20 protein-coding genes are annotated in these 19657 nt (G+C 63.8%); 15 read left to right on the top strand and 5 right to left on the bottom strand.

All coding sequences use genetic code 11. The features are described from left to right. The first annotated feature begins 7 nt into the window (after positions 1-7). The 7 genes from O9320_01115 to O9320_01085 all read left to right on the top strand — a co-directional run bounded on the left by O9320_01115 (position 8) and on the right by O9320_01085 (position 5698). Positions 8-1225, top strand: coding sequence for an aspartate transaminase (locus O9320_01115; GenBank protein MCZ8309422.1), 1218 nt, complete (start codon positions 8-10; stop codon positions 1223-1225). A 121-nt stretch (positions 1226-1346) separates the two neighbouring features. Beyond that, positions 1347-1661: a biotin/lipoyl-binding protein gene (locus O9320_01110; protein MCZ8309421.1), complete on the top strand. Its 315-nt coding sequence runs from the start codon at positions 1347-1349 to the stop codon at positions 1659-1661. Then, the gene (locus O9320_01105; protein ID MCZ8309420.1) at positions 1654-3006 is read left to right on the top strand and encodes an acetyl-CoA carboxylase biotin carboxylase subunit; all 1353 of its coding nucleotides are present in this window, start codon (positions 1654-1656) and stop codon (positions 3004-3006) included. The genes O9320_01110 and O9320_01105 overlap by 8 nt, the downstream gene beginning before the upstream one ends. Further along, positions 2999-3664, top strand: coding sequence for a 5-oxoprolinase subunit PxpB (gene pxpB / locus O9320_01100; protein ID MCZ8309419.1), 666 nt, complete (start codon positions 2999-3001; stop codon positions 3662-3664). The genes O9320_01105 and pxpB overlap by 8 nt, the downstream gene beginning before the upstream one ends. After that, the gene (locus O9320_01095) at positions 3661-4635 is read left to right on the top strand and encodes a biotin-dependent carboxyltransferase family protein (protein MCZ8309418.1); all 975 of its coding nucleotides are present in this window, start codon (positions 3661-3663) and stop codon (positions 4633-4635) included. The genes pxpB and O9320_01095 overlap by 4 nt, the downstream gene beginning before the upstream one ends. Continuing rightward, positions 4632-4940: a hypothetical protein gene (locus tag O9320_01090; GenBank protein MCZ8309417.1), complete on the top strand. Its 309-nt coding sequence runs from the start codon at positions 4632-4634 to the stop codon at positions 4938-4940. The genes O9320_01095 and O9320_01090 overlap by 4 nt, the downstream gene beginning before the upstream one ends. After that, entirely contained in the window at positions 4937-5698 is a 762-nt protein-coding gene (locus O9320_01085) for a LamB/YcsF family protein (GenBank protein MCZ8309416.1), read from the top strand. The genes O9320_01090 and O9320_01085 overlap by 4 nt, the downstream gene beginning before the upstream one ends. Before the next feature lie 65 nt (positions 5699-5763). Here O9320_01085 and O9320_01080 read toward each other — a convergent pair whose 3' ends face one another. Then, positions 5764-7125, bottom strand: a complete 1362-nt coding sequence (locus tag O9320_01080) for an amidohydrolase family protein (protein ID MCZ8309415.1) — start codon at positions 7123-7125, stop codon at positions 5764-5766. Positions 7126-7205: 80 nt separating this feature from the next. Further along, positions 7206-7934, bottom strand: coding sequence for an FCD domain-containing protein (locus O9320_01075; GenBank protein ID MCZ8309414.1), 729 nt, complete (start codon positions 7932-7934; stop codon positions 7206-7208). Between the two features lie 214 nt (positions 7935-8148). Between O9320_01075 and O9320_01070 the strand changes: the two genes are divergently transcribed. From O9320_01070 to O9320_01035, 8 genes are all read left to right on the top strand, one after another. Next, entirely contained in the window at positions 8149-9210 is a 1062-nt protein-coding gene (locus O9320_01070; protein ID MCZ8309413.1) for an ABC transporter substrate-binding protein, read from the top strand. A 20-nt stretch (positions 9211-9230) separates the two neighbouring features. Then, positions 9231-10289 carry an ABC transporter substrate-binding protein gene (locus O9320_01065; protein MCZ8309412.1) on the top strand — a complete coding sequence of 353 codons (1059 nt, stop codon included), beginning with the start codon at positions 9231-9233 and terminating at the stop codon, positions 10287-10289. 95 nt (positions 10290-10384) lie between these two features. Further along, positions 10385-11542 carry an ABC transporter permease gene (locus O9320_01060; GenBank protein MCZ8309411.1) on the top strand — a complete coding sequence of 386 codons (1158 nt, stop codon included), beginning with the start codon at positions 10385-10387 and terminating at the stop codon, positions 11540-11542. Continuing rightward, on the top strand, positions 11542-12375 hold the full coding sequence (locus O9320_01055) for an ABC transporter permease (GenBank protein MCZ8309410.1): 834 nt from the start codon (positions 11542-11544) through the stop codon (positions 12373-12375). The genes O9320_01060 and O9320_01055 overlap by 1 nt, the downstream gene beginning before the upstream one ends. Continuing rightward, on the top strand, positions 12372-13853 hold the full coding sequence (locus tag O9320_01050) for an amidohydrolase family protein (GenBank protein ID MCZ8309409.1): 1482 nt from the start codon (positions 12372-12374) through the stop codon (positions 13851-13853). Before O9320_01055 ends, O9320_01050 begins: the two co-directional genes overlap by 4 nt. After that, entirely contained in the window at positions 13850-14947 is a 1098-nt protein-coding gene (locus O9320_01045) for an ABC transporter ATP-binding protein (protein MCZ8309408.1), read from the top strand. Before O9320_01050 ends, O9320_01045 begins: the two co-directional genes overlap by 4 nt. Next, the gene (locus tag O9320_01040) at positions 14944-15867 is read left to right on the top strand and encodes a peptidyl-alpha-hydroxyglycine alpha-amidating lyase family protein (protein ID MCZ8309407.1); all 924 of its coding nucleotides are present in this window, start codon (positions 14944-14946) and stop codon (positions 15865-15867) included. The genes O9320_01045 and O9320_01040 overlap by 4 nt, the downstream gene beginning before the upstream one ends. Positions 15868-16040: 173 nt before the next feature. Then, on the top strand, positions 16041-16316 hold the full coding sequence (locus O9320_01035) for a hypothetical protein (GenBank protein ID MCZ8309406.1): 276 nt from the start codon (positions 16041-16043) through the stop codon (positions 16314-16316). A 141-nt stretch (positions 16317-16457) separates the two neighbouring features. Here O9320_01035 and O9320_01030 read toward each other — a convergent pair whose 3' ends face one another. The 3 genes from O9320_01030 to tcuA all read right to left on the bottom strand — a co-directional run bounded on the left by O9320_01030 (position 16458) and on the right by tcuA (position 19590). Beyond that, entirely contained in the window at positions 16458-16907 is a 450-nt protein-coding gene (locus O9320_01030; protein MCZ8309405.1) for a fasciclin domain-containing protein, read from the bottom strand. Between the two features lie 180 nt (positions 16908-17087). Then, positions 17088-18197, bottom strand: coding sequence for a tricarballylate utilization 4Fe-4S protein TcuB (gene tcuB / locus O9320_01025; GenBank protein MCZ8309404.1), 1110 nt, complete (start codon positions 18195-18197; stop codon positions 17088-17090). Next, positions 18184-19590, bottom strand: coding sequence for an FAD-dependent tricarballylate dehydrogenase TcuA (tcuA, locus tag O9320_01020; GenBank protein ID MCZ8309403.1), 1407 nt, complete (start codon positions 19588-19590; stop codon positions 18184-18186). Before tcuA ends, tcuB begins: the two co-directional genes overlap by 14 nt. Positions 19591-19657: the final 67 nt, after the last annotated feature.

Here is a 19657-nt window from a genome sequence, read left to right as displayed (position 1 = left end):
CATTCGAATGACGGCAGCTTTCACCTTTGAACCGTCGGATCGCGTTCGGCGGATCAAGCCTTCGCCGAGCGTTGCGGCTGCGGGGCGCGCGCGCGAACTGAAGGCGGCCGGTCGCGATATCGTGGACCTGACGGTCGGCGAACCGGACTTCGATACGCCGCAGCACGTGAAGGACGCTGCCATGGCAGCGATCGCGGCGGGGGCCACGAAATACACGGCCGTCAACGGCACGCCGGCATTGCGCGGTGCCATCTCCGGCTGGTACCGGCGGTTGGTCGGGCGCGCGTGCGACGACGCGCGCATCACGATCGGCGGCGGCGCCAAACAAGTGATTTTCCTCGCGTTGATGGCGTCGATCGGTGCGGGGGACGAGGTCATCGTTCCGGCGCCATTCTGGGTCTCCTATCCCGACATGGTCCTCGCAAACGAGGGCACGCCGATCCTTCTGCCATGCGGACAAGAGACGGGTTTCAAGATCGATCCGGCCGCGCTCGATGCCGCCATCACGCCGAAGACGCGCTGGCTCGTTTTCAATGCGCCGGGCAATCCAGCGGGCGCAGGATACAGCCGCAGCGAACTTGCCGCGATCCTCGAAGTGGTGGCGCGCCATCCGCGCGTAATGGTACTCGCCGACGAGATCTACGATTCGATTTGGTTTGGCGAAGCGCCGTTCGTCAGCATCGCGTCCGTCGATCCGACCATGGCGGACCGCATCCTGTTGGTCAACGGCGTGTCGAAATCCCACGCGATGACGGGATGGCGAATGGGATGGGGGATCGGCGCGCCGGACCTCGTGAAGGCGATCAATACGCTTCAGTCGCAGATGTCTTCTTGCCCGTCGTCGATCAGCCAGGCGGCGACTGTGGCCGCGTTGAACGGTCCGGACGATTTCGTCAGAACCTGCACGGCTGAGTATCGGCGCCGCCGCGATATCGTCGTCGATCGGCTGCGGGCGATACCGGGGCTTGAATGCGTTTCGCCATCCGGCGCCTTCTATCTGTTTCCCCGCTGCGCCGGCCTTATCGGCAAGCGAACCCCTGCGGGTGTCGTGATCGCAGACGATCTCGATTTTGTGCGCTATCTTTTGGATGCCGAAGGTGTTGCGACCGTGCATGGCGGCGCCTACGGGCTTTCGCCGCACTTTCGCTTGTCGTTTGCAACCAGCCAGGCCGTGCTCGACGAAGCGTGCACACGCATTGCGCGCGCATGCCGAGCGTTGACCTGACTGGAGGCCGCCGATGGATGTCGCGCGGCTGCAGCAAGTCATACAGCAGGCGATTGCCGAGCGCGGCGTCGTCGAATACACCGAAGACGGGCGCGCAATACGGATCGATGCGTCGGCAACGATGGCGCGGCTGCCGCGCGATGAAACGTCGACCTTAGCTGCGAACACTATGGACGATCCGAATGCGGTCGTTTCTCCGTGTTTTGGCATTGTGCATCTGTCGCCGTCGCCGGGAGCACCGCCATTCGTGCGCGTCGGCGACATGATTCTGTCTGGACAGAAGGTTTGCTTGGTCGAAGCGATGAAGGTCTTCAGCACCGTTGCAGCGCCGGTTGAAGGGCGCGTCGCCGAGATCTGCGTCGCGACAGGCGACGAAGTTGTGCAAGGACAGATCTTGTTTCGGCTGGAGCCGAAAAGCGGGGACCGCGATGTTTGACGCGGTTCTTATTGCAAATCGCGGCGAGATCGCGCTCCGAATTCTGCGTGCCTGCCGCAAGCTTGGCCTTCGCGCGGTCGCCGCCTATTCGGAGGCGGACCGAGATGCCGCTTACGTCGCTCTGGCAGACGACGCGATTTGCATCGGACCCGCACCTGCTGCGGCGAGCTATCGCAATTCGGCGGCACTTCTCTCGGCGGCACTTGCGACGGGTGCTGGCGCCATTCATCCGGGCTACGGCTTTCTCGCCGAGAATGCCGCCTTTGCGGAGCAGGCGACTGCGGCAGGTCTTGTCTTTATCGGACCGCCCACCGCTGCGATCCGCACGATGGGCGACAAGATAGCGGCCAAAGCCGCAATGATCGCGGCGGGCGTGCCGTGTGTCCCTGGATCCCCGGACCGTCTGCCGGATGATCCTGCCGAGGTTGCACGGATTGCCGACGACATTGGCTATCCGGTTATCGTCAAAGCGGCAGGTGGCGGCGGTGGGCGCGGCATGCGTATTGTTCGCGAGCGCAGCGAACTTGCCGATGCCGTTGGGCTCACGCGCCAAGAAGCAACGCAAGCGTTCGGCAATCCAGACCTCTATTTGGAGCGCTTTCTCGAGAAGCCGCGTCATGTCGAGATCCAGGTGCTGTGCGACAACTATGGGGCCGCCTTGTGGCTGGGTGCGCGCGACTGTTCGCTGCAGCGGCGCCATCAAAAGGTTGTCGAGGAAGCGCCGCCGCCTGGGATTTCGCCTGCGCAGATCGCCAACATTGGCGCCAAATGCGCGCAAGCCTGCAAGCGCATTGGCTATCGCGGTGCCGGAACTTTCGAGTTCCTCTATGAAGATGGTCTGTTCGCGTTCATCGAGATGAATACGCGCTTGCAGGTCGAGCATCCTGTCACAGAAATGACGACCGGGATCGATATTGTGGCGGAGCAGATTCGCGTTGCCCAAGGGCACGCTTTGACCTTCGGTCAATCCGACATCCTGGCGGCGGGACACGCGATCGAAGTGCGTGTAAATGCGGAAGATCCCGAAACCTTTGCCGCATCGCCGGGTCGGGTCACGCAGTGGTTGCCGCCCGGCGGCCCCGGTATTCGTGTGGATAGTCATCTGCACGCCGGTGCGCGCGTGCCGCCACATTACGATTCGCTTGTTGCCAAGATCGTGTCGCACGGCGCAACGCGGGGCGAGGCGCTGCGCCGCCTGCAGCAAGCGCTTGCAGAAACGAACCTCGAGGGGATCTCGAGCAATTTGCCGTTGCTGCGGTGGGTTCTCGAAGATTCGACCGTTTCGGTCGGGGGCTTCGACATCCACCATCTCGAGCGATTGCTTGCGGAGCGCCGCCATGGATGATTCGAAGACGGCGCCGCAGATAAGCCTTCTCGGCACATCGGGGCTTTTGTTCGAGGCGCCGGGGGCGTTCGATTTAGCCAACCAGCGCCGCATCTGGGCGCTTGCGAATTCAGCGTCGGCCCTTGATTGGGTGGCCGAGGTCGTTCCTGGCATGACCAATCTGCTTTTGGTCTTTCGGGCACCGCCGGAAGATATCGTCGCGGTCGACGGCGCGCTGCGCGAGTTGTGGGACAAGGCCGCAGGCGAAGCCGGGCGCGGCGAACGATTTGAATTCGATGTCGATTATGGCGGCGAAGGCGGGCCGGACCTCGACTTTATGGCCGAGCAAACGGGCCTGTCGCGAGCGGACGTCGTGGAAATACATGCCGGCCGGGACTACACCGTTTTTGCGCTCGGCAGCCACCCCGGCTACGCCTATCTCGGAACAGTCGATCCGCGTCTTTTCATTCCGCGCCGTAAAGTGCCGCGCATATCGATACCGGCCGGTGCAGTGTCGATCGGCGGCTGGCAGACCGGCGCCTCGGCGTCGGACGGGCCGAGCGGCTGGCACACGATCGGTCATACGGAAGCCCGATTCTTCGACCCGCACGCGGCGGCTCCTGCCTTGTTGGCGCCCGGCGATACGATCCGCTTTCGGATCGCGAGAATACGCGAATGATCGAAATACTCGACGACGACAGCCAAGCATCGATCCAGGATCGCGGTCGCTTCGGATGGCGCGCGATCGGCGTAGGCTCGTCCGGCGCCATGGATCCGTTGGCGCTTGAGCGCGCGAACCTCCTCGTTGGAAATGCCCTCGATGCCGCGGCGATCGAGATTCCCGGAACGCCGTTGCGCGTGGGTTTTCGGACCGCGGTCCAGTTTGCCCTCGTCGGTGCTGGAGCGGCGGCCAAGCTCGACGGGCTCGAACTGCTGCCGGACTCGACCTCGCCCGCGCAGGCCGGTTCGGAATTGCAGGTGGATCGCCCGTCGACCGGCACCTACAGCTATCTCGCCGTTCAAGGCGGGTTTGAGGTTCCGCTCACGCTCGGCTCGCGCAGCACCCATCTGCGGGGGGGCTTCGGCGGCTATGAAGGACGCGTTTTGGCGCGTGGCGATCTTCTCGCGATCGGTGCGGCGAACGCTGACAAAACGGGCGTATTTGGCCTGACGCCGCCCCGGAAGACTTTAGCATTGCCCGGCGACGTTCCGGGCATCACGCATGTTCGGGTCTTGGCGGCAGCTGAATATCAGCGTTTCTCGCAAGCTTCGCACACGGCATTCTGGACGACAGCGTGGAAGATTTCGGCGCAGAGCAACCGCTCGGGCTATCGCTTGATCGGTCCGAATCTCCATCTTGAGACCGCCCTTGAAATGCGTTCGCATGGGCTTCTGCCTGGCGTCATTCAGGCGCCAAACGGCGGCACGCCGATCATCCAACTCGCCGACGCATTTACCGCCGGCGGATATCCGAAGATCGGCACGGTCGTCGCCGCCGACCTGTGGCGGGTCGCGCAAGCGCCGCTGGGCAGCGCGCTCCGCTTCGTGCAGGTGGACTACGAAGCTGCGCGCGCGGCTCAAGCGGCATTCGACGCCGATCGAGCGAAAGTCCGCATGTGGATCGATCTCTATCGGAGCAGCGGCGCATGACCTTCGAAGGTGTAACGCTTGCGATAGACGGAAAGCGGATCGGGACTTCGGTTCTGGCGCCGGGGCCGGGTCGTTTTCTACGCGCACACCCGACGCGCCTCAGAACGTTTGCGCTGCCGGGACAAATTCTGGCGGCTGGGGCAACGCTCGGACTGATCGAAATGGGACCGATCCTTGTTCCCGTGCGCGCGCCGCTCGCATGCATCGTGCTGTCGGTCGCACCGACGGGCGTCGTCGGCTACGGTGCCACATTGGCCGAATTCGCTTCGCTTGAGGATCTTCGGGCAGGAGGAGTTTCGACATGAAAATCGACCTCAACTCGGATCTTGGCGAGGGCTTCGGCCCCTGGACGATGGGCGACGACGATGCGCTGCTTGGCATCGTCACATCCGCGAACGTCGCTTGCGGGTACCATGCCGGCGATCCGCTGATCATGGACAGGACTGTGCGCGCAGCCCTTGCCAACAAGGTCGATCTCGGCGCGCATGTGAGCTTTCCCGATCTCGCCGGTTTCGGGCGCCGACCGATGCGTTTGGAGCCGCGCGAGCTTGAGATGCACATCCTCTACCAACTCGGCGCACTCGAGGCGATAGCGCGAGTGAACGGCCACAAGATCACGCACGTCAATGCGCATGGCGCTTTGGGCAACATTGTATGCGCGGAGCGCGACGTCGCCGATATTCTTGTCGGTGCCGTTCGGAGCTTCGACGCGAAAGTCGCGTTGTTGGTGCTGTCGAACACCGAACTCGAACGGGCGGCCGCGAAAGCCGGCGTGCCCACTTACAATCTGTTTCTCGCGGATCGCGCCTACGATCGGACCGGACAATTGGTGCCGCGGCGGTTTCCCGGTGCCGTCGTCAAGAACGAGGCGGATGTCCTTGGGCGCGTTTCGCGGATATTGACCGACGGCACGGTCGTTTCGGCCGAAGGGGAAATCTTGAAGGTCGAAGTGAATTCGATCTTGGTGCACAGCGACACGGCTGGTGCTGTCGAACTCGCGCGGTCGATCCGCGGATTGATCGAATCGTCCGGCGTGGATCTGACTCCGATGTCGGCACAGTAACGTCGATTGGCACCGCAATGGCAGGTCAGCCGCGACACAAGTAGGTTAAGGAACCTTCCGGCGGATCAGAAATCGGGAAGTTCCTTGTAACGCCGTCCGTGAAGAACCTCGCGCGCGTGCGCGGCCCCTTCGGCAGCGACATTGTAGAGGCGCTCCACGTCGATCGTCGCGAAACTGCCGCGGTCGTAGAGAACGCGGCCATTCACGATCGTTTGGAGAACCTCGCCGCGCGTGGCGTACCGGACGAGGTCGGATGCGACATGTTGCATCGCCATCAGGTGCGGCGCCGACCCGTCGAGGACGACCATGTCGGCGGCCTTTCCGGTTTCGAGCGAGCCGACGATGTCGTCCATTCGAAGGGCGGACGCGCCCTCGATCGTCGCCATTGCGAGTAGGTCGCCTGCACTCAGGAATTCGGGATCGTAGGCGGCGATGCCGAACTTGGCGCCATGAATAAGCCAAGCGGCCCGCATCGCAACGAACATGTCGTTGCCTTGGTTGTCGCAGCCGAGAGTAACGCGGATACCGCGGCTGCGGAAGCGCGGCAGATTCGGGATCGCGTTCATGTTCGCGACGCATTCGACGGGCGAGTGGGCGAGGGCGGCACCGCCTTCGGCGAGAAGTTCGATCTCGCGCTCGCTCGAAAGGACGGCGTGCACCGCGACCAGATGTTCGTCGATGACGCCGAGATCAGCAAGGCGTTCCACGGGGCGGCGTCCCCACACCGAGAGGCAGAACTCAACCTCTTCGCGGTCGCGTCCGACATGGACTTGGATCGTCGCATCGCGGCGGCGCGCGATGGCGGCACCCTCGCGGAAATAGCCTTCCGAAAATCCGAGCAGCGCCGACGCGTTTACGGCGCCGCGGATCAGGCCGCGACCGCGTGCGGGGTAGCGATCTAGAAATGCTTCTGTCCGCGCGAGGTCGGCCTCGGCTTCGCCTGGGCGCGGTTTTGCCCAGGATCGGTTGCGGATCTGATCGTAGAGTGCAGCGTGGTGGAAATCCTGGTCGGCAGCGCCGCGTGCGAGCGCGCAGCGTATCCCGGTTTCTTCGACGGCGCCGACAATGGCTGCCTCGTGTGCGGGATTGAGCGTGCCCTCGCACATCGTCGTGACGCCCGCACGAAGCAATTGGGCCGATATAAGGCGCACGGTGGCTGCGGCCTGCTCGGGCGTCAGCGAGCGCTGTGCTGGATTGTAGAGCCGGGGGATCATCGGGAGTTCGCCGGAGGTCAACGAGCGCACGAAACACTGCGAGCAATGCGTGTGGCCTTCGATAAAGCCGGGGATGACGATTGCACGCGCACCGCCGCGCGTCTCGCGGCTCGCGAAGCGGCGCTCGACGTCTTCGCGCTTGCCGACGGCGACGATCGAGCCTGCGCGCACTGCGACGGCACCGTCGTCGATCACCCGTCTCTCGCGGTCCATCGTCACAACGCATCCGCGCACGATTAGGTCTGCATTCTCGCTCGGCCCCACGGCTTTGTCCTTTCCGGCCCTGCGGCCGATCAGATCGCGATCAGGCGGTGCCCGACCGTCTGCGCCTTGTCGATCGCTTCGTAGATGTCGGCGATCGTCGCAACATGTGCATTCATTGCGACCCACGCCGCATTCGCGTCGCGGTTCCGAATGGCCTGTACGACGCGCTCGTGCTCAGCCGTGAAAGCGTCGCGCCGCTCGGGTCTCAGGATCGACGTCCGCATTGCCCCCCAAGCGATTTCTTTGCGCGCCTCGTTGATGGTTTCGAAGAGACTGCGCAGCAAAATGCTGCCGGTCGCGGCGGCCAGGGAGCGGTGGAAGCTCTCGTCGGCGACTTCGTAGGCTTCCATGTTCCGCGACGCCGCACAGCGGCGCAACGCATCCTCGATATCGGCGATCTGGGCCGGCGTTGCGCGGCCCGCCGCCGCTGCCGCCAACTGGGGCTCGAGGAGGCGCCGCGCATCGGCGATTTCGCGCGGCGTCGTGTGGCGCGCGACGGATTTCGGATCCGCCGGATTCGGGCCGGGTGCAGGCCCGACGAAGGTGCCGCGGCCGATATGCCGCCATATCTTTCCGTCGGCCTCGAGCATCTCGAGCGCCTTGCGCACCGCGTGCCGGGTGACGCCGAGGCGCTCGCATATCTCCCGTTCCGTTGGAATTTGGCTCTGCGGACCGAGCTTCGCTTCCGCCATCATCTGCAGGATCGCCTGCTGGACCGATTGCGCGAGAGACCGGCCGGAAAGGACGCGGAGCCTCATCGTTCGCAACCAATGCTGTTGTGGTTGAATGCAACGTGCCTAAAACGCTTGCGATTCACGACTCTTTTGCGCCGCGCAGTACATCCGCGATTGACAACAAAGTCGTGCAACCTCACGATCCTTTCCAGCGCTTCAAACATCTTCAGTTCTTGCACTGTCGTTCACCGACCGGGCGCAACGCAACAAATTTCAACCATTCCCAAAGGGGACCGAAATGAAACGCTGGAAAGCCCTCACGTTGGCACTGTTGCTCGCGACACCTGCGCTTGCGGGCGGCGCCTTTGCGCAATCGCTTACGGTCGCAAACAACGGCGGTGCTGCGGGTTTGGGCTTCCGCGAGGCTTATTACAAACCGTGGACGGCCGCGACGGGCCACGCGGTCGTCGATGATTCGTTCAATCAGGAACTTGCGAAGATCCGCTCGCAGGTCGAGACGAAAAACCTTATCTGGGACGTCGTGAGCGTCACGGCGATCAACGAGGCGACGGCCTGCGAGGAAGGACTGCTCGAACAAATCAACTGGGCCACGATCCTCGATCCGCAGGATTTCGCCGCTGTCGGCGGGCTCGGCAAATGCGGCATCCCGAACAATTTCGTTTCCGGCGGGCTCGTCTATGACGGGGACGTCTACAAGGGCGACAACGTGCCGAAGACCTGGGCGGACTTCTGGAACGTCCAGAAGTTTCCCGGCAAGCGCGGCCTGCTCTACCGCGCGGAACAGACGTTGGAGGTCGCACTCATGGCCGACGGCGTTCCACCGGCCGACGTGATGAAAGTGCTCGCTGCCCCCGGCGGCGTCGATCGCGCGTTCCGCAAGCTTGCCGAGATCAAGCCACACGTGAAGTGGTGGAAGAGCGGCGACGAATCCATGCAGAACATCCTGACCGGCGAAGTGGTCATGACGTTCGCCTGGAACGGGCGCGTATCGACGGCCAACCGGGCCAACAAGCGGAACCTCAAGATCGAATTCGGGGCCGGCCACGTCTCCGGCAGCCAGATGATCGCGATCATGAAAGGCACGCCGAAGAAGAACCTCGCCACGGATTTCATTAAGTTCACTTCGGCACCGCCGCAGCAGGCGAATTTCGCGCGTTCCATCGACTACGCGCCGGCGAACGCGAAGGCGTACCCGTTGATGACCGAGCTCGAACGCTCGACGCTGCCGAGCGGGCATCTGCATCTCGCCTCGTTGCAGAGCGGCCAGCTCTATCTCGATTTCTGGCTCAATAACGGCGACGCACTGCTCCAGCGTTTCATAACTTTCGCGGCGCAATAACGCGCAGAAAGGACGCCAAGATGTTCAGGAAACCTGCCGTCGGCATCGCATTTGCCGTCGCGTTCATGGGCGCTGCTGCCCAAGCCCAGCAGACCGTGACGATCGTCAACCAGGGCGGCGCACCTGCGGAAGCGCAGCGCGTCGCCGTCTTTGAGCCCTTTTCTCGGGAGACCGGGATTCGCGTTGTCGTCGACACGTACAACCAGGAACTCGCGCGCCTGCGCTCGCAGATCGAGACCAAGAACCTGATCTGGGACGTCGTCAGCCTGAACCCGATCAACGAGGCGGCCGGCTGCGAAGAGGGACTCCTCGAAAAGATCGACTGGAAGTCGATGGTCGATCCGCGGCCGTTCGCCGCCGTCGGCGGGTTCGGCGAATGCGGCGCACCCTACCTGATCTCGCCCGGCGTAATGGTCTACGACGCCGATCGGATCTCCGCGGACCGCGCGCCGAAATCCTGGGTCGATTTCTGGGACGTCGCCAAATTCCCTGGCAAGCGCGGACTTCTCTACCAGCCCGACCAGATGCTCGAGGTCGCACTTATTGCCGACGGCGTCTTGCCGCCCGACGTTCCCAAGGCGCTTACCGCACCCGGCGGCGTGGATCGCGCGTTCCGCAAACTCGCCGAGATCAAGCCGCATGTGCGCTGGTGGCGCAGCGGCGACGAATCGATGCAGCTCATCATGACCGGCGAGGTCGAGATGGGCTACGGCTGGCAAGGCCGCGTCAACGCCGCGAACGCGGCGAACAAGCGCAATCTGAAGATCGTCTGGCCGGCCGGTTACGTGAATGCGATCATCTATCTCGGCGTCATGAAGGGAACACCGCGCAAGGCCGACGCCGTCAGGCTGATACAGTACAATCTGGCGGCCAACACGCTCGCCCGTTACGCCGAAATCATGGGGCTGCCACCGGCGAATGCCGACACCTATCCTCTGCTTTCGGAAAGCAAGCGCGCCGACCTGCCGGGTCAGTATCTCGACCGCGGCATGATGCAGGGCGGCCAACTCTACATCAACTTCTGGCTCGACAACGGCGACGCGATTCGGCAGCGCTTCGCTACGTTCGTCGCCCAATAGCGGTGACGTTCGCTTCGGCGGGTTCGACAAGCGCGGCGGAGGGAACGACCCTCCGCCGCGACGTTGCGCGTGCCGAGCGACGGCACAGGCTCGGCATGCTGGCGCTGATGGCGCCGAGCGTCGTGTTTGTTTGTTTCCTCTTCGCGCTGCCGATCCTGCTTTTCCTATTTCGGGCGATCGACAACACCGAGATCCCGCAGGCTCTCCCGCGGACGACGGTCGCGATCGCGGACTGGCGCGAAGGCGAATTGCCGCCGGAGCCGGTCTACGCGGCGCTCGCTTTGGACCTTGGGGAACTGCGCGGCACGCCGCAATTGGCGCTGCTTGCGCGTCGTCTGAACTACGCGATCCCGGGTTTCCGCGGCGTGATCACACGGACCGGCCGCCTTCTACCGCAATCCATGCCGGAAAGCCCGAAGGCCGCCTTGATTGCGATCGACGCGAAATGGGCCGATCCGGCGGCTTGGGGCGTGCTGCGCCAACAATCGGGAAAGGTGACAGATTTCTATCTGCTCACGGCACTCGACCTGAAACGCGATCCGAACGGAAACGTCGTCGATGTCGATCGCGAGCAAGCGATCTTCGTCGATCTCTACGGGCGGACGCTGACCGTCAGTGTCGGCGTTACGCTGCTGTGCTTGGTGATCGGCTATCCGGTCGCCGCGGTGATGGCGCAGGCAACGCCCGCGGCGGCGAACTGGCTGCTGATGGCGATCCTCGTGCCGTTCTGGACATCACTGCTTGTGCGTTCGACGGCTTGGGTGATTCTGCTCCAAAACGAAGGTCTGGTGAACAAGACCCTGATTTGGCTCGGCGCGATCGATGCGCCATTGGCGCTCGTTTTCAATCGAACGGGCGTCTACATCGCGATGGTTCACGTGCTGTTGCCCTACATGATCCTGCCGCTCTACAGCGTCATGAAGGGGATATCGCCGAGCCACCTGCGCGCCGCTTCCTCGCTTGGGGCCTCGCCGGTTCGCGTGTTTTTCACGGTCTATCTGCCGCTGACGATGCCGGGCGTGGCGGCCGGCGCCACGTTGGTCTTCGTGTCGGCGGTCGGGTTCTACGTGACGCCGGCCCTGGTGGGCGGCCCGCGCGACCAGATGATTGGCTATTTCATCGCCTATTTCACGAACTCGGCCGTCAACTGGGGCCTCGCCTCGGCGCTCGGCGCTTTCCTGCTCGTGCTGGTCGCCGCCACCTATCTCGTTCTCGGCAAGCTGGTCGGCTTCGACCGGCTCAAGGTGCGGTAATGGCGCGGGGAACGCGAACTTCGCTTGAAGTCGCTGTCCGCTCGGGAACGCGGATCTATACCGGTGCCATGCTGGTGTTCTTGATCGTGCCGGTTCTCGTGGTGCTGCCGCTGTCGTTCACATCCGGGCAATTGCTCGTCTTTCCGCTGCCCGGTTGGTCGCTCCAGTGGTACGAGGATTTCTTCACAAACCCGATCTGGACAAACGCGCTGCGCAACAGCGTGTGGATCGGCGTCGTCGTCACCGCGTTGGCGACGACGCTTGGCACGGCGGCGGCGATCGGCTTGCATGGCTGCAGAGCGCGATGGGCAGGTGCCGTCATGGCCTTGCTCGTCATGCCGCTTGCAATCCCAGTCGTGATCGTCGCGGTCGCCACGTTCTATTTCTTCGCGTCGCTCGGGCTCGTCGGAACCTATGCCGGTATCGTGCTTGCGCATACGGTCTTGGCGCTGCCTTTCGTCGTGGTCACGGTATCGGCAACGCTGCAGGGATTCGATCCGAATCTCGTACGGGCAGCGGCGAGCCTTGGTGCTTCGCCGTTCTTGGCGTTCCGGACCGTTACGCTGCCGATCATCGCACCCGGCGTGGTGTCCGGGGCGCTGTTTGCGTTCGTGACGTCGTTCGACGAGCTCGTCGTCGCGATTTTCTTGTCGAGCCCCCAGCAACGCACCCTTCCGCGCCAGATCTTCAGCGGCGTGAGCGAGAACATAAGCCCGACGATCACGGCGGCGGCGGTGGTGCTGCTCGTTGTCTCCGTGGCACTCATGGGGGTGATGGAACTGCTCCGGCGACGGTCGGAAAAGCTGAGAATGGCCGGAGGACAGACGACATGACCGAGACCCGCCAAGCCGATCTGCTTGTTCGCGACGCAACCGTGGTTGCGTTCGACGGCACGTCCCACCGATACCTCGAAGGCGGCTCGGTCGCCGTCGTCGGCGACCGCATTTCGGCCGTCGGCCGGAATCTGGCTGTCGATGCGAAGCGAACGATCGATGCGCGCGGCTGCATCGTCATCCCAGGCCAGATTTCGACGCACGCCCATATTGGCGCGCATGAAGGCCCGCGTTTGCTAATCGATGCCGGACGGCGCGATTTCGTGCGCTCCGGATTTCTGCATTTCCTCCCGGCGCGGCGCTCGGGCGGGCCGGGTTTCCTGGCGCCGCAGGACAGCCGCGCCTCGCTGCGCTACGGCTTTGCAACGCTGCTGCGGCACGGCGTGACGACAGTTGTCGCGTTCGGACCGGCGGGTCCGGACGGCGGCGAAACGATGCTTGCCGCTGCCGAGGAATTCGGGATTCGGCTTTACTGGTCGCCGCTGGTTTCGGGCGGGCGATACTGGCTGGGGGACGACGGACGCGTCGAGCGCGAGATCGACGAAAAGGCGGGATTGGCCGCTCTCGCGCAAACCGTCGCCTTTGTCGAGAAGCTCAAACGCAATCCGCGGGGTGCCGTGTGCGGGATGATCGCGCTCGACGAGTACCTTGTTTCGACGCCGGCCCTACGCAAGGCCTGCAAGGAAGCGGCGCGCGCGTTGGGCGTTCCGTTCACGCTGCATTTCATCGAGCAGCACCGCGAGTTCTTCGACACGATGCAGTCGACCGGCAAAACGCCGATTCAGATCCTCGCCGACGAAGGCATTCTGGATTCCGGTACGATCCTCGCGCATTGCATCTACCATGCGGGCCACAGCCTGGTCGGCTATCCGATGGTCGACGACGTGGCGCTGCTCGGGCAGAGCGGTGCGACTGTCGCGCATTCGCCCGTCGCGTTTTCGCGTCGCGGCGTCGCGTTCGAGAGTTTCGATCGTTTCCGTCGCGCCGGCGTGAATGTGGCGCTCGCAACGGACACGTATCCGCTCGACATGTTCGGCGAGATGCGGTTGGCCGCAATCATGTGCAAGACCGTCGAAAAGAACTTCGAGGCCGCCCCGGCCAATGCCGTGTTCGAGGCGAGCAATCTCGCCGGTGCGGCCGCCCTCGGCCGCCCCGATATCGGACGGATAGCGCCGGGTGCTGCCGCGGACATCGTCGTCGTCGATGCGCAAAGCCTCTCCTTCGGACCCAATCCGGACCCCGTGCGGGCGCTGGTCCATGTCGCAACCCCGGGCATGATCTCGGCTGTCGTCGTCGGCGGCCGGGTCCTTGTCGAAAACGGAAAGATTACGGTTGCCGACGAGGCGGAGATCGTCGCGTCGGCGCGCGCCTCCAGCGAGCGCGTCTGGAAGCGCTTTCCGGAGAGCGACCTGCAGGGCCGCTCGCTTGGCGCCGCGTTTCCGCCGGCCTACACGGACTGGGCCGAGCGCACCCGATGAATGGATCCGCCCCGTCGCCGCTCGTGCGGTTTTCTAACGTCAGCAAAAGCTACGACGGGCGAACGCGCGTCGTCTGCGATCTTGATCTCGATATCGCGCGCGGCGAGTTTTTGACGCTGCTCGGCCCGTCGGGTTCCGGCAAGACGACGACTCTGATGATGCTTGCCGGGTTCGAGGCGCCGACCGTCGGCACGATACTTCTCGCCGGCAACGACATCACGCATCTGCCCCCGCACAAAAGGGGCATCGGCGTGGTGTTCCAAAACTATGCACTTTTCCCGCACATGTCGGTCGCCGACAACGTCGCCTATCCGCTGAAAGTCCGCGGCGTCGCTGCCGCCGACATAAAGAAGAAGGTCGACGCCGCACTCGATATGGTGAAGCTCGGCGGTTTCGGCGCGCGAAGGCCTGCGCAACTTTCCGGCGGGCAGCAGCAGCGTGTCGCGTTCGCGCGCGCGCTGGTTTTCGAACCCGAACTGGTGCTGCTCGACGAGCCGCTTGGCGCTCTCGACAAGCAACTGCGGGAGCGGATGCAGGACGAGCTCAAGCAACTCCATCGTCGCATCGGCGTGACGATGGTCTATGTCACGCACGACCAGTCGGAAGCGTTGACGATGTCCGACCGCATCGCCGTCTTCAACGAAGGCCGCATTCAGCAGTTGGCGCCACCGGGATTGCTCTACGAGGCGCCAGAGTCGCTCTTCGTCGCGGAGTTCGTCGGCGAGAACAACAGGCTGGAAGGAACCATTGCGGGCGAAGATCCGAGCGGCGTGCGCATCCGGCTTGCCGACGGAACGATACTTTTGTCGGGCGACCGTCGCAGCCTTGCCGTCGGCACGCCGGTCGTTGTCAGCATCCGGCCCGAGCGGATCGAGATCGACGGCGTCGATGCGCCGAACCGATTGCCGGCGGTCGTCGATCGGGCGATCTTCCACGGCGACTCAATGCGCGTTGTCTTGCGTTTGGCGTCCGGCGCCGAACTGGTCGTGAAATTGCCGAACGCGCGCAGCATCCGCCTTGCGGCAAACGGTGCGGCCGTGCAGGCGTGTTTCGGCGTGGCGGACTGCCGCATTTTCCCGAAACAGGTGTCGTGAACTATCCCATCGTCGGCAGCGGTGCTTACCGCTTTCGTCGGACCGAAATCTGGCCGCTCTTGCCCGACAGTTGGTCGCTCGAATGCACCAGCGGCGTCGCGGTCGATCCGAACGGGCTCGTTTGGGTCCTGTGCCGGAATTCGCACCATCCGGTATCGGCGTGGCGTGCGGACGGGACGTTCGTGACTGCCTGGGGTGCCGGTCTGGTCTCGGACCAGCCGCACGGCATCTCTGCCGCTGCCGACGGGACGATCTGGATAGTCGATCGCGACTGGCATGTGGCGACCCGGTTCAGCCCCGACGGGCGCCCCCTCCAGACACTGGGGCGCAAGTTGGCACCGTCCCCGACCTGCGACGGACGTGTTGTGCGTGCACGCCCGTTCAATATGCCGACCAATCTGGCAATCGCCCCGGACGGCGAAATCTATGCGGCGGACGGCTACGGCAATCACAAGGTCCATCGCTTTTCTGCCGACGGAAGGCTGATCGCCTCGTGGGGACGACAGGGGGCGGGGCCGGGCGAATTTGCTTTGGTGCACGACATCGCACTCGACAGTCGCGGGCGTGTTTTCGTGTGCGACGACGAGAACGACCGTGTCCAGATATTCGATCGCGAAGGTGCATTTCTCGATGAATGGCCTTTCGCGAACCCGAGCGGGATCTGCATCCGCGACGACGTTGTTTACGTGAGCGAACTTCAGCCCTTCCGCCACGCGCAGCGCGGTCCCGGCAGGTGCCGCATCAGTCTGTGGACATTGGATGGACACCTTCTGGCACAATGGTGCGGAACCGACTCAGCGGCTTGCGATTTGATGCTCGGCGGGCACGCACTCGCTGTCGATGGTTCGGGAAGCATCTATGTCGCCGAGGTCGCGAGCGGCCAAGTCGCGAAGTTCGCCCGCGTGTTGGAATCGGCATAGATCTCGGCGCTGCTGCGCTCGCCGCATCGGCGTTCGCCGCGCGGCCTAAGGCATTCTGTCGTCCTGCGGCGTAGGATAGCTGGGCATCGAGACTGGGTCTTGGCATCTTCCCAACGAGGCGGGGCAAGAGTTCGCATGCGGCCTCGGCATAGACCCTGCATCGCCAAGCGCCAATGGACGAAACCGTCGAACCGATCGACATTCGGCTGGTCGTTGCCGACCCGGCCCGCGCGCGCCTCGTGGACGAGGCGCTCGACGGCTCGGGCAGTCGCATTGTCGACGACCTCGCCGCCAAGCGCGTGAAGCCCTTTCTCGACGTGGCCATCGCGCGTTCTTTGCGAGCATCAGCGCCTCAAACGCGCCTTGGTGGATGCGCAAGAATCGCTCGAAGCGCGCAAGATCGTCGATCGCGCCAAGGGCATCCTCATGGAGAGCAAAGGCTTGAGTGAAATTGCAGCGCTTGGATGCCACAACTCGCCGCACGCATCGCTGCGCATGCGTCGAAAGCCGCGTGAAGCGCTTGTTTCTGGTCTTTTCGGAGCGCGGGCGAGGGGCGAACCAGCAGCCCAATGGCTGCTGGTTCGGGTTCGTCAGCGATGGGTGTTGGCGCTGGCGGGCGGCATGAGAACGGTATCGATGACATGGATGACGCCGTTCGACGTCTCGATGTCCGCCTTCACGACCTTGGCGTTTTCGACCATCACATCCTTGGTCGCATCGATCGAGAGCTCCGCGCCTTGAACGGACTTCGCCTTCGTCGCCTTGCCAGCAAGCGACTTCGACATCATCTTGCCGCTGACCACGTGATAGGTGAGGATCGCGGTCAACTTGGCCTTGTTTTCCGGCTTCAGGAGATCGTCGAGCGTCGCCTTCGGCAGCTTGGCGAAAGCGTCGTCGTTGGGCGCGAACACCGTGAACGGGCCCGTCCCTTCGAGCGTCGCCACGAGGCCCGCCGCTTTGACGGCCGCGACCAGAGTCTTGAACGAGCCGGCCTTGACGGCGGTCGCGACGATGTCGTCGTGCAGAAGAGTCGTTGTCATAAGTTTCTCCAAATGTTGAGAGCTCGCGGAGCGATATCCACGGCATTTCAGGCGCGATGAGCGGTTCGTCGGCGAAAGGGAACCCGATCATCGGCCGCGACCATCAAATTTGCCGCCGAAAGACGATAGGCTCGGATTCTACGTACCTGCGTTCGCGGGTTCGCGCGATGCAGTCGTTGGTTATTCGCCCGCGTGCAGGCGCGATTTTCGCTCGTTGGCGTAGCGCGCAAGGGCGGCGTAACGATAAAGCCCGTGCACGAACTTGCCGTAGGGCAGCGTCAGGAAAAGTCCGAACACGACGCCGAGATGGGCTGCGAGCAGCAGGCCCATCGCCGCCGTTTCGCGCAGCGCCAGCAGGGCGAGGCCCGTAAGGCTCGTCAAGAACAGCATCGCAACGAACGCCGTTTCCATGCCGCCGAGCTGCGGCACGCGCGTGGCGCGCGCGCGTTTGGCTTTCTCGCGCAGCAAGCCGATCGGGCCCACAAGCAAGCCGATGCCGCCCAGCGTGCCGAGTAGCACGGGCAGATCGTACCAAGGGTACGGGGCCTCGCGGCCGAGCAGATAATGGTAGAGCGTGGCGACCGAGGTCGAAGCGAGGCACAAGAGGAAGCCGTAGAAGGTGAGATGGTGGAACAGGCGCCGACGGTCCGGCGTGGGATCGTCGCTGTCGCTGCAGCCCGCACCGCCGCCGTCGAGATAGCGCAACCGTGCCGCATCGTGCGCTGCCGCCGCATGCGCGCCGGCATCAGCGCCCTTGCCCTCGGCCCAAAACGCGCGCAGGCCCATCGCAAGGGCCAAGAGCGCGTAGAGAAAAACGCCGCCGAAAATCAGCACCATCGTGTTGTGCGGCATCACGCGATAGAACGCCCCCGGTCCTGCATGCGCGCCGAACAGCACGCTTGGGTCCGTCCATGCCGCGAAGCCTGCGACGAAAGCGGCCACGCTCAGCGACGCGGCAAGGGCGACCGCAAGCCCGTTGCGCTCGAAGAGACGGCCCGCACCGCGCGGCCACGCATAAAGCGCGTAGGATTCGGCGCGCAGCTCGGCGAGCGCTTTGGGCACGTTGACGTCGAATTCGTGCGGCGGGGCGAACTGGCAATCGTCGTAGCAGGCGCCGCAACCGTGGCAGAGATTGGCGAAGTAGCGCAGATCGCCGTCGGTGAAGCTACGGCGCATCTCCATCGCCGGAAACACCGCGCACAGGCCTTCGCAATAGCGGCACGAGTTGCAGACCGTCATCAAACGGTCGGCTTCGGCAAGGGCGGGCGTTGCGGGCTCAGTTGTTCGCACGTTTGGCGGCCTCCCGACCCGCGATGCGGCCGAACACAGCACCGATCGTCATGCCGATCCCGGCCGCATAGCCTTTGCCGAGCACGTTGCCGGCCATGATCTCGCCGGCTGCAAACATATTGGAAGAGGGTTTGCCGTCTTGCATCAGGATGCGCGCGCCCTTGTCGATCTTTGTGCCGAGATACGTGAAGGTGATGCCCGGCCGCACCGGATAGGCGAAGTAGGGTGGCGTTTCAAGTGCCCGCGCCCAATGGCTTTTCGGCGGCTCCAGCGCATGCGTGCGGCAATCGTCGAGCACCGTCGCATCGAAACTGCCGGGTTGGACGGCCGCGTTGAAGTCGCGCACGGTCTTTTCGAGGGCAGCCGGATCGAGGCCGAGCTTTGTCGCAAGCGCACCGACTGTCGGCGCTTCGATGGCCGGGAACAGCGACGGCATGAACAGCGTCGATGTGCTTTTGTCGAACAGGATGTAAGCGATCTGGTCGGGCTGGGCGGCTACGAGCCTGCCCCATACCGCATAGCGCTTGGGCCAGAAATCTTCGCCCTCGTCGTAGAAGCGCTGGGCATGTTTGTTCACCACGATGCCGAAGACGACGCAATCGAGCCGCGTGATGATACCGCCGTCGAATTTGGGCGCGCGCGCGTCGATCGCAACCGCATGGCACTGCGTGGGATCGCCGACTGGATGGGCCCCTGCGTCGAGTAGCATCTTCAGAACCTTGCCGCGATTGTAGGGCGTACCGCGGATCAGGAAATTGTCGGCCTTGTCGCCCCAATATTGCTTGAGCCATTCGATATTGGCTTCGAACCCGCCCGCTGCCGCAACGAAGGCTTTCGCTCGGATCTTCGCCGTGCGGTCGCCGCTTTTCACGTGGGCTGCCAGAAACATGCCGTCGCGAATATCGAGGCCGACGAGTTCGGCATCGTAGCGCACTTCGACGCCGAGCTTTTCGCCGGTGCGGTAGAGCGCATTCAACATCGCGCGCCCGCCGCCCAGAAAAAACGAATTGGTGCGCCCGAGGCTCAGCGTGCCGCCCAGCGACGGCTGGAAGCGCACGCCTTGTTCGGCGATCCAGTCGAGCATTTCTTTGGATTCCGCGATCATGTGCCGGGCAAGTTCTTCGTCGGTCTGGCCGCCCGTCACCTGAAGGAGGTCGGTCCAGAATTCGTCTTCCGTGTAGGGACCCGTCAGCGTCTCGGTCGCCGTGTCGTGGGCGCAGCGCATGTTGCGCGTGTGGCGCGTATTGCCGCCGCGGTAGAATTTGGGTGCGGCTTCGAGCACCAGTACGCTTGCGCCGCCGCGGCGCGCCGCGATCGCCGCACACAAGGCCGCATTGCCGCCGCCCGCCACGAGCACGTCGTAGAGGCGGTCGTCTGTTTCCGCTTGCGTCAAATGCGTGCCGCCGATTCGGATCGCGCGTTCATGGGGCGGGGAGTATCCCATATTGCTCCGAGATTTG

Source organism: Magnetospirillum sp. (assembly GCA_027532905.1).
GTDB lineage: Bacteria > Pseudomonadota > Alphaproteobacteria > CACIAM-22H2 > CACIAM-22H2 > Tagaea.
The sequence above is the reverse complement of the archived record's forward strand: the minus strand, read 5'-3'. Positions and strand labels throughout refer to the sequence as shown.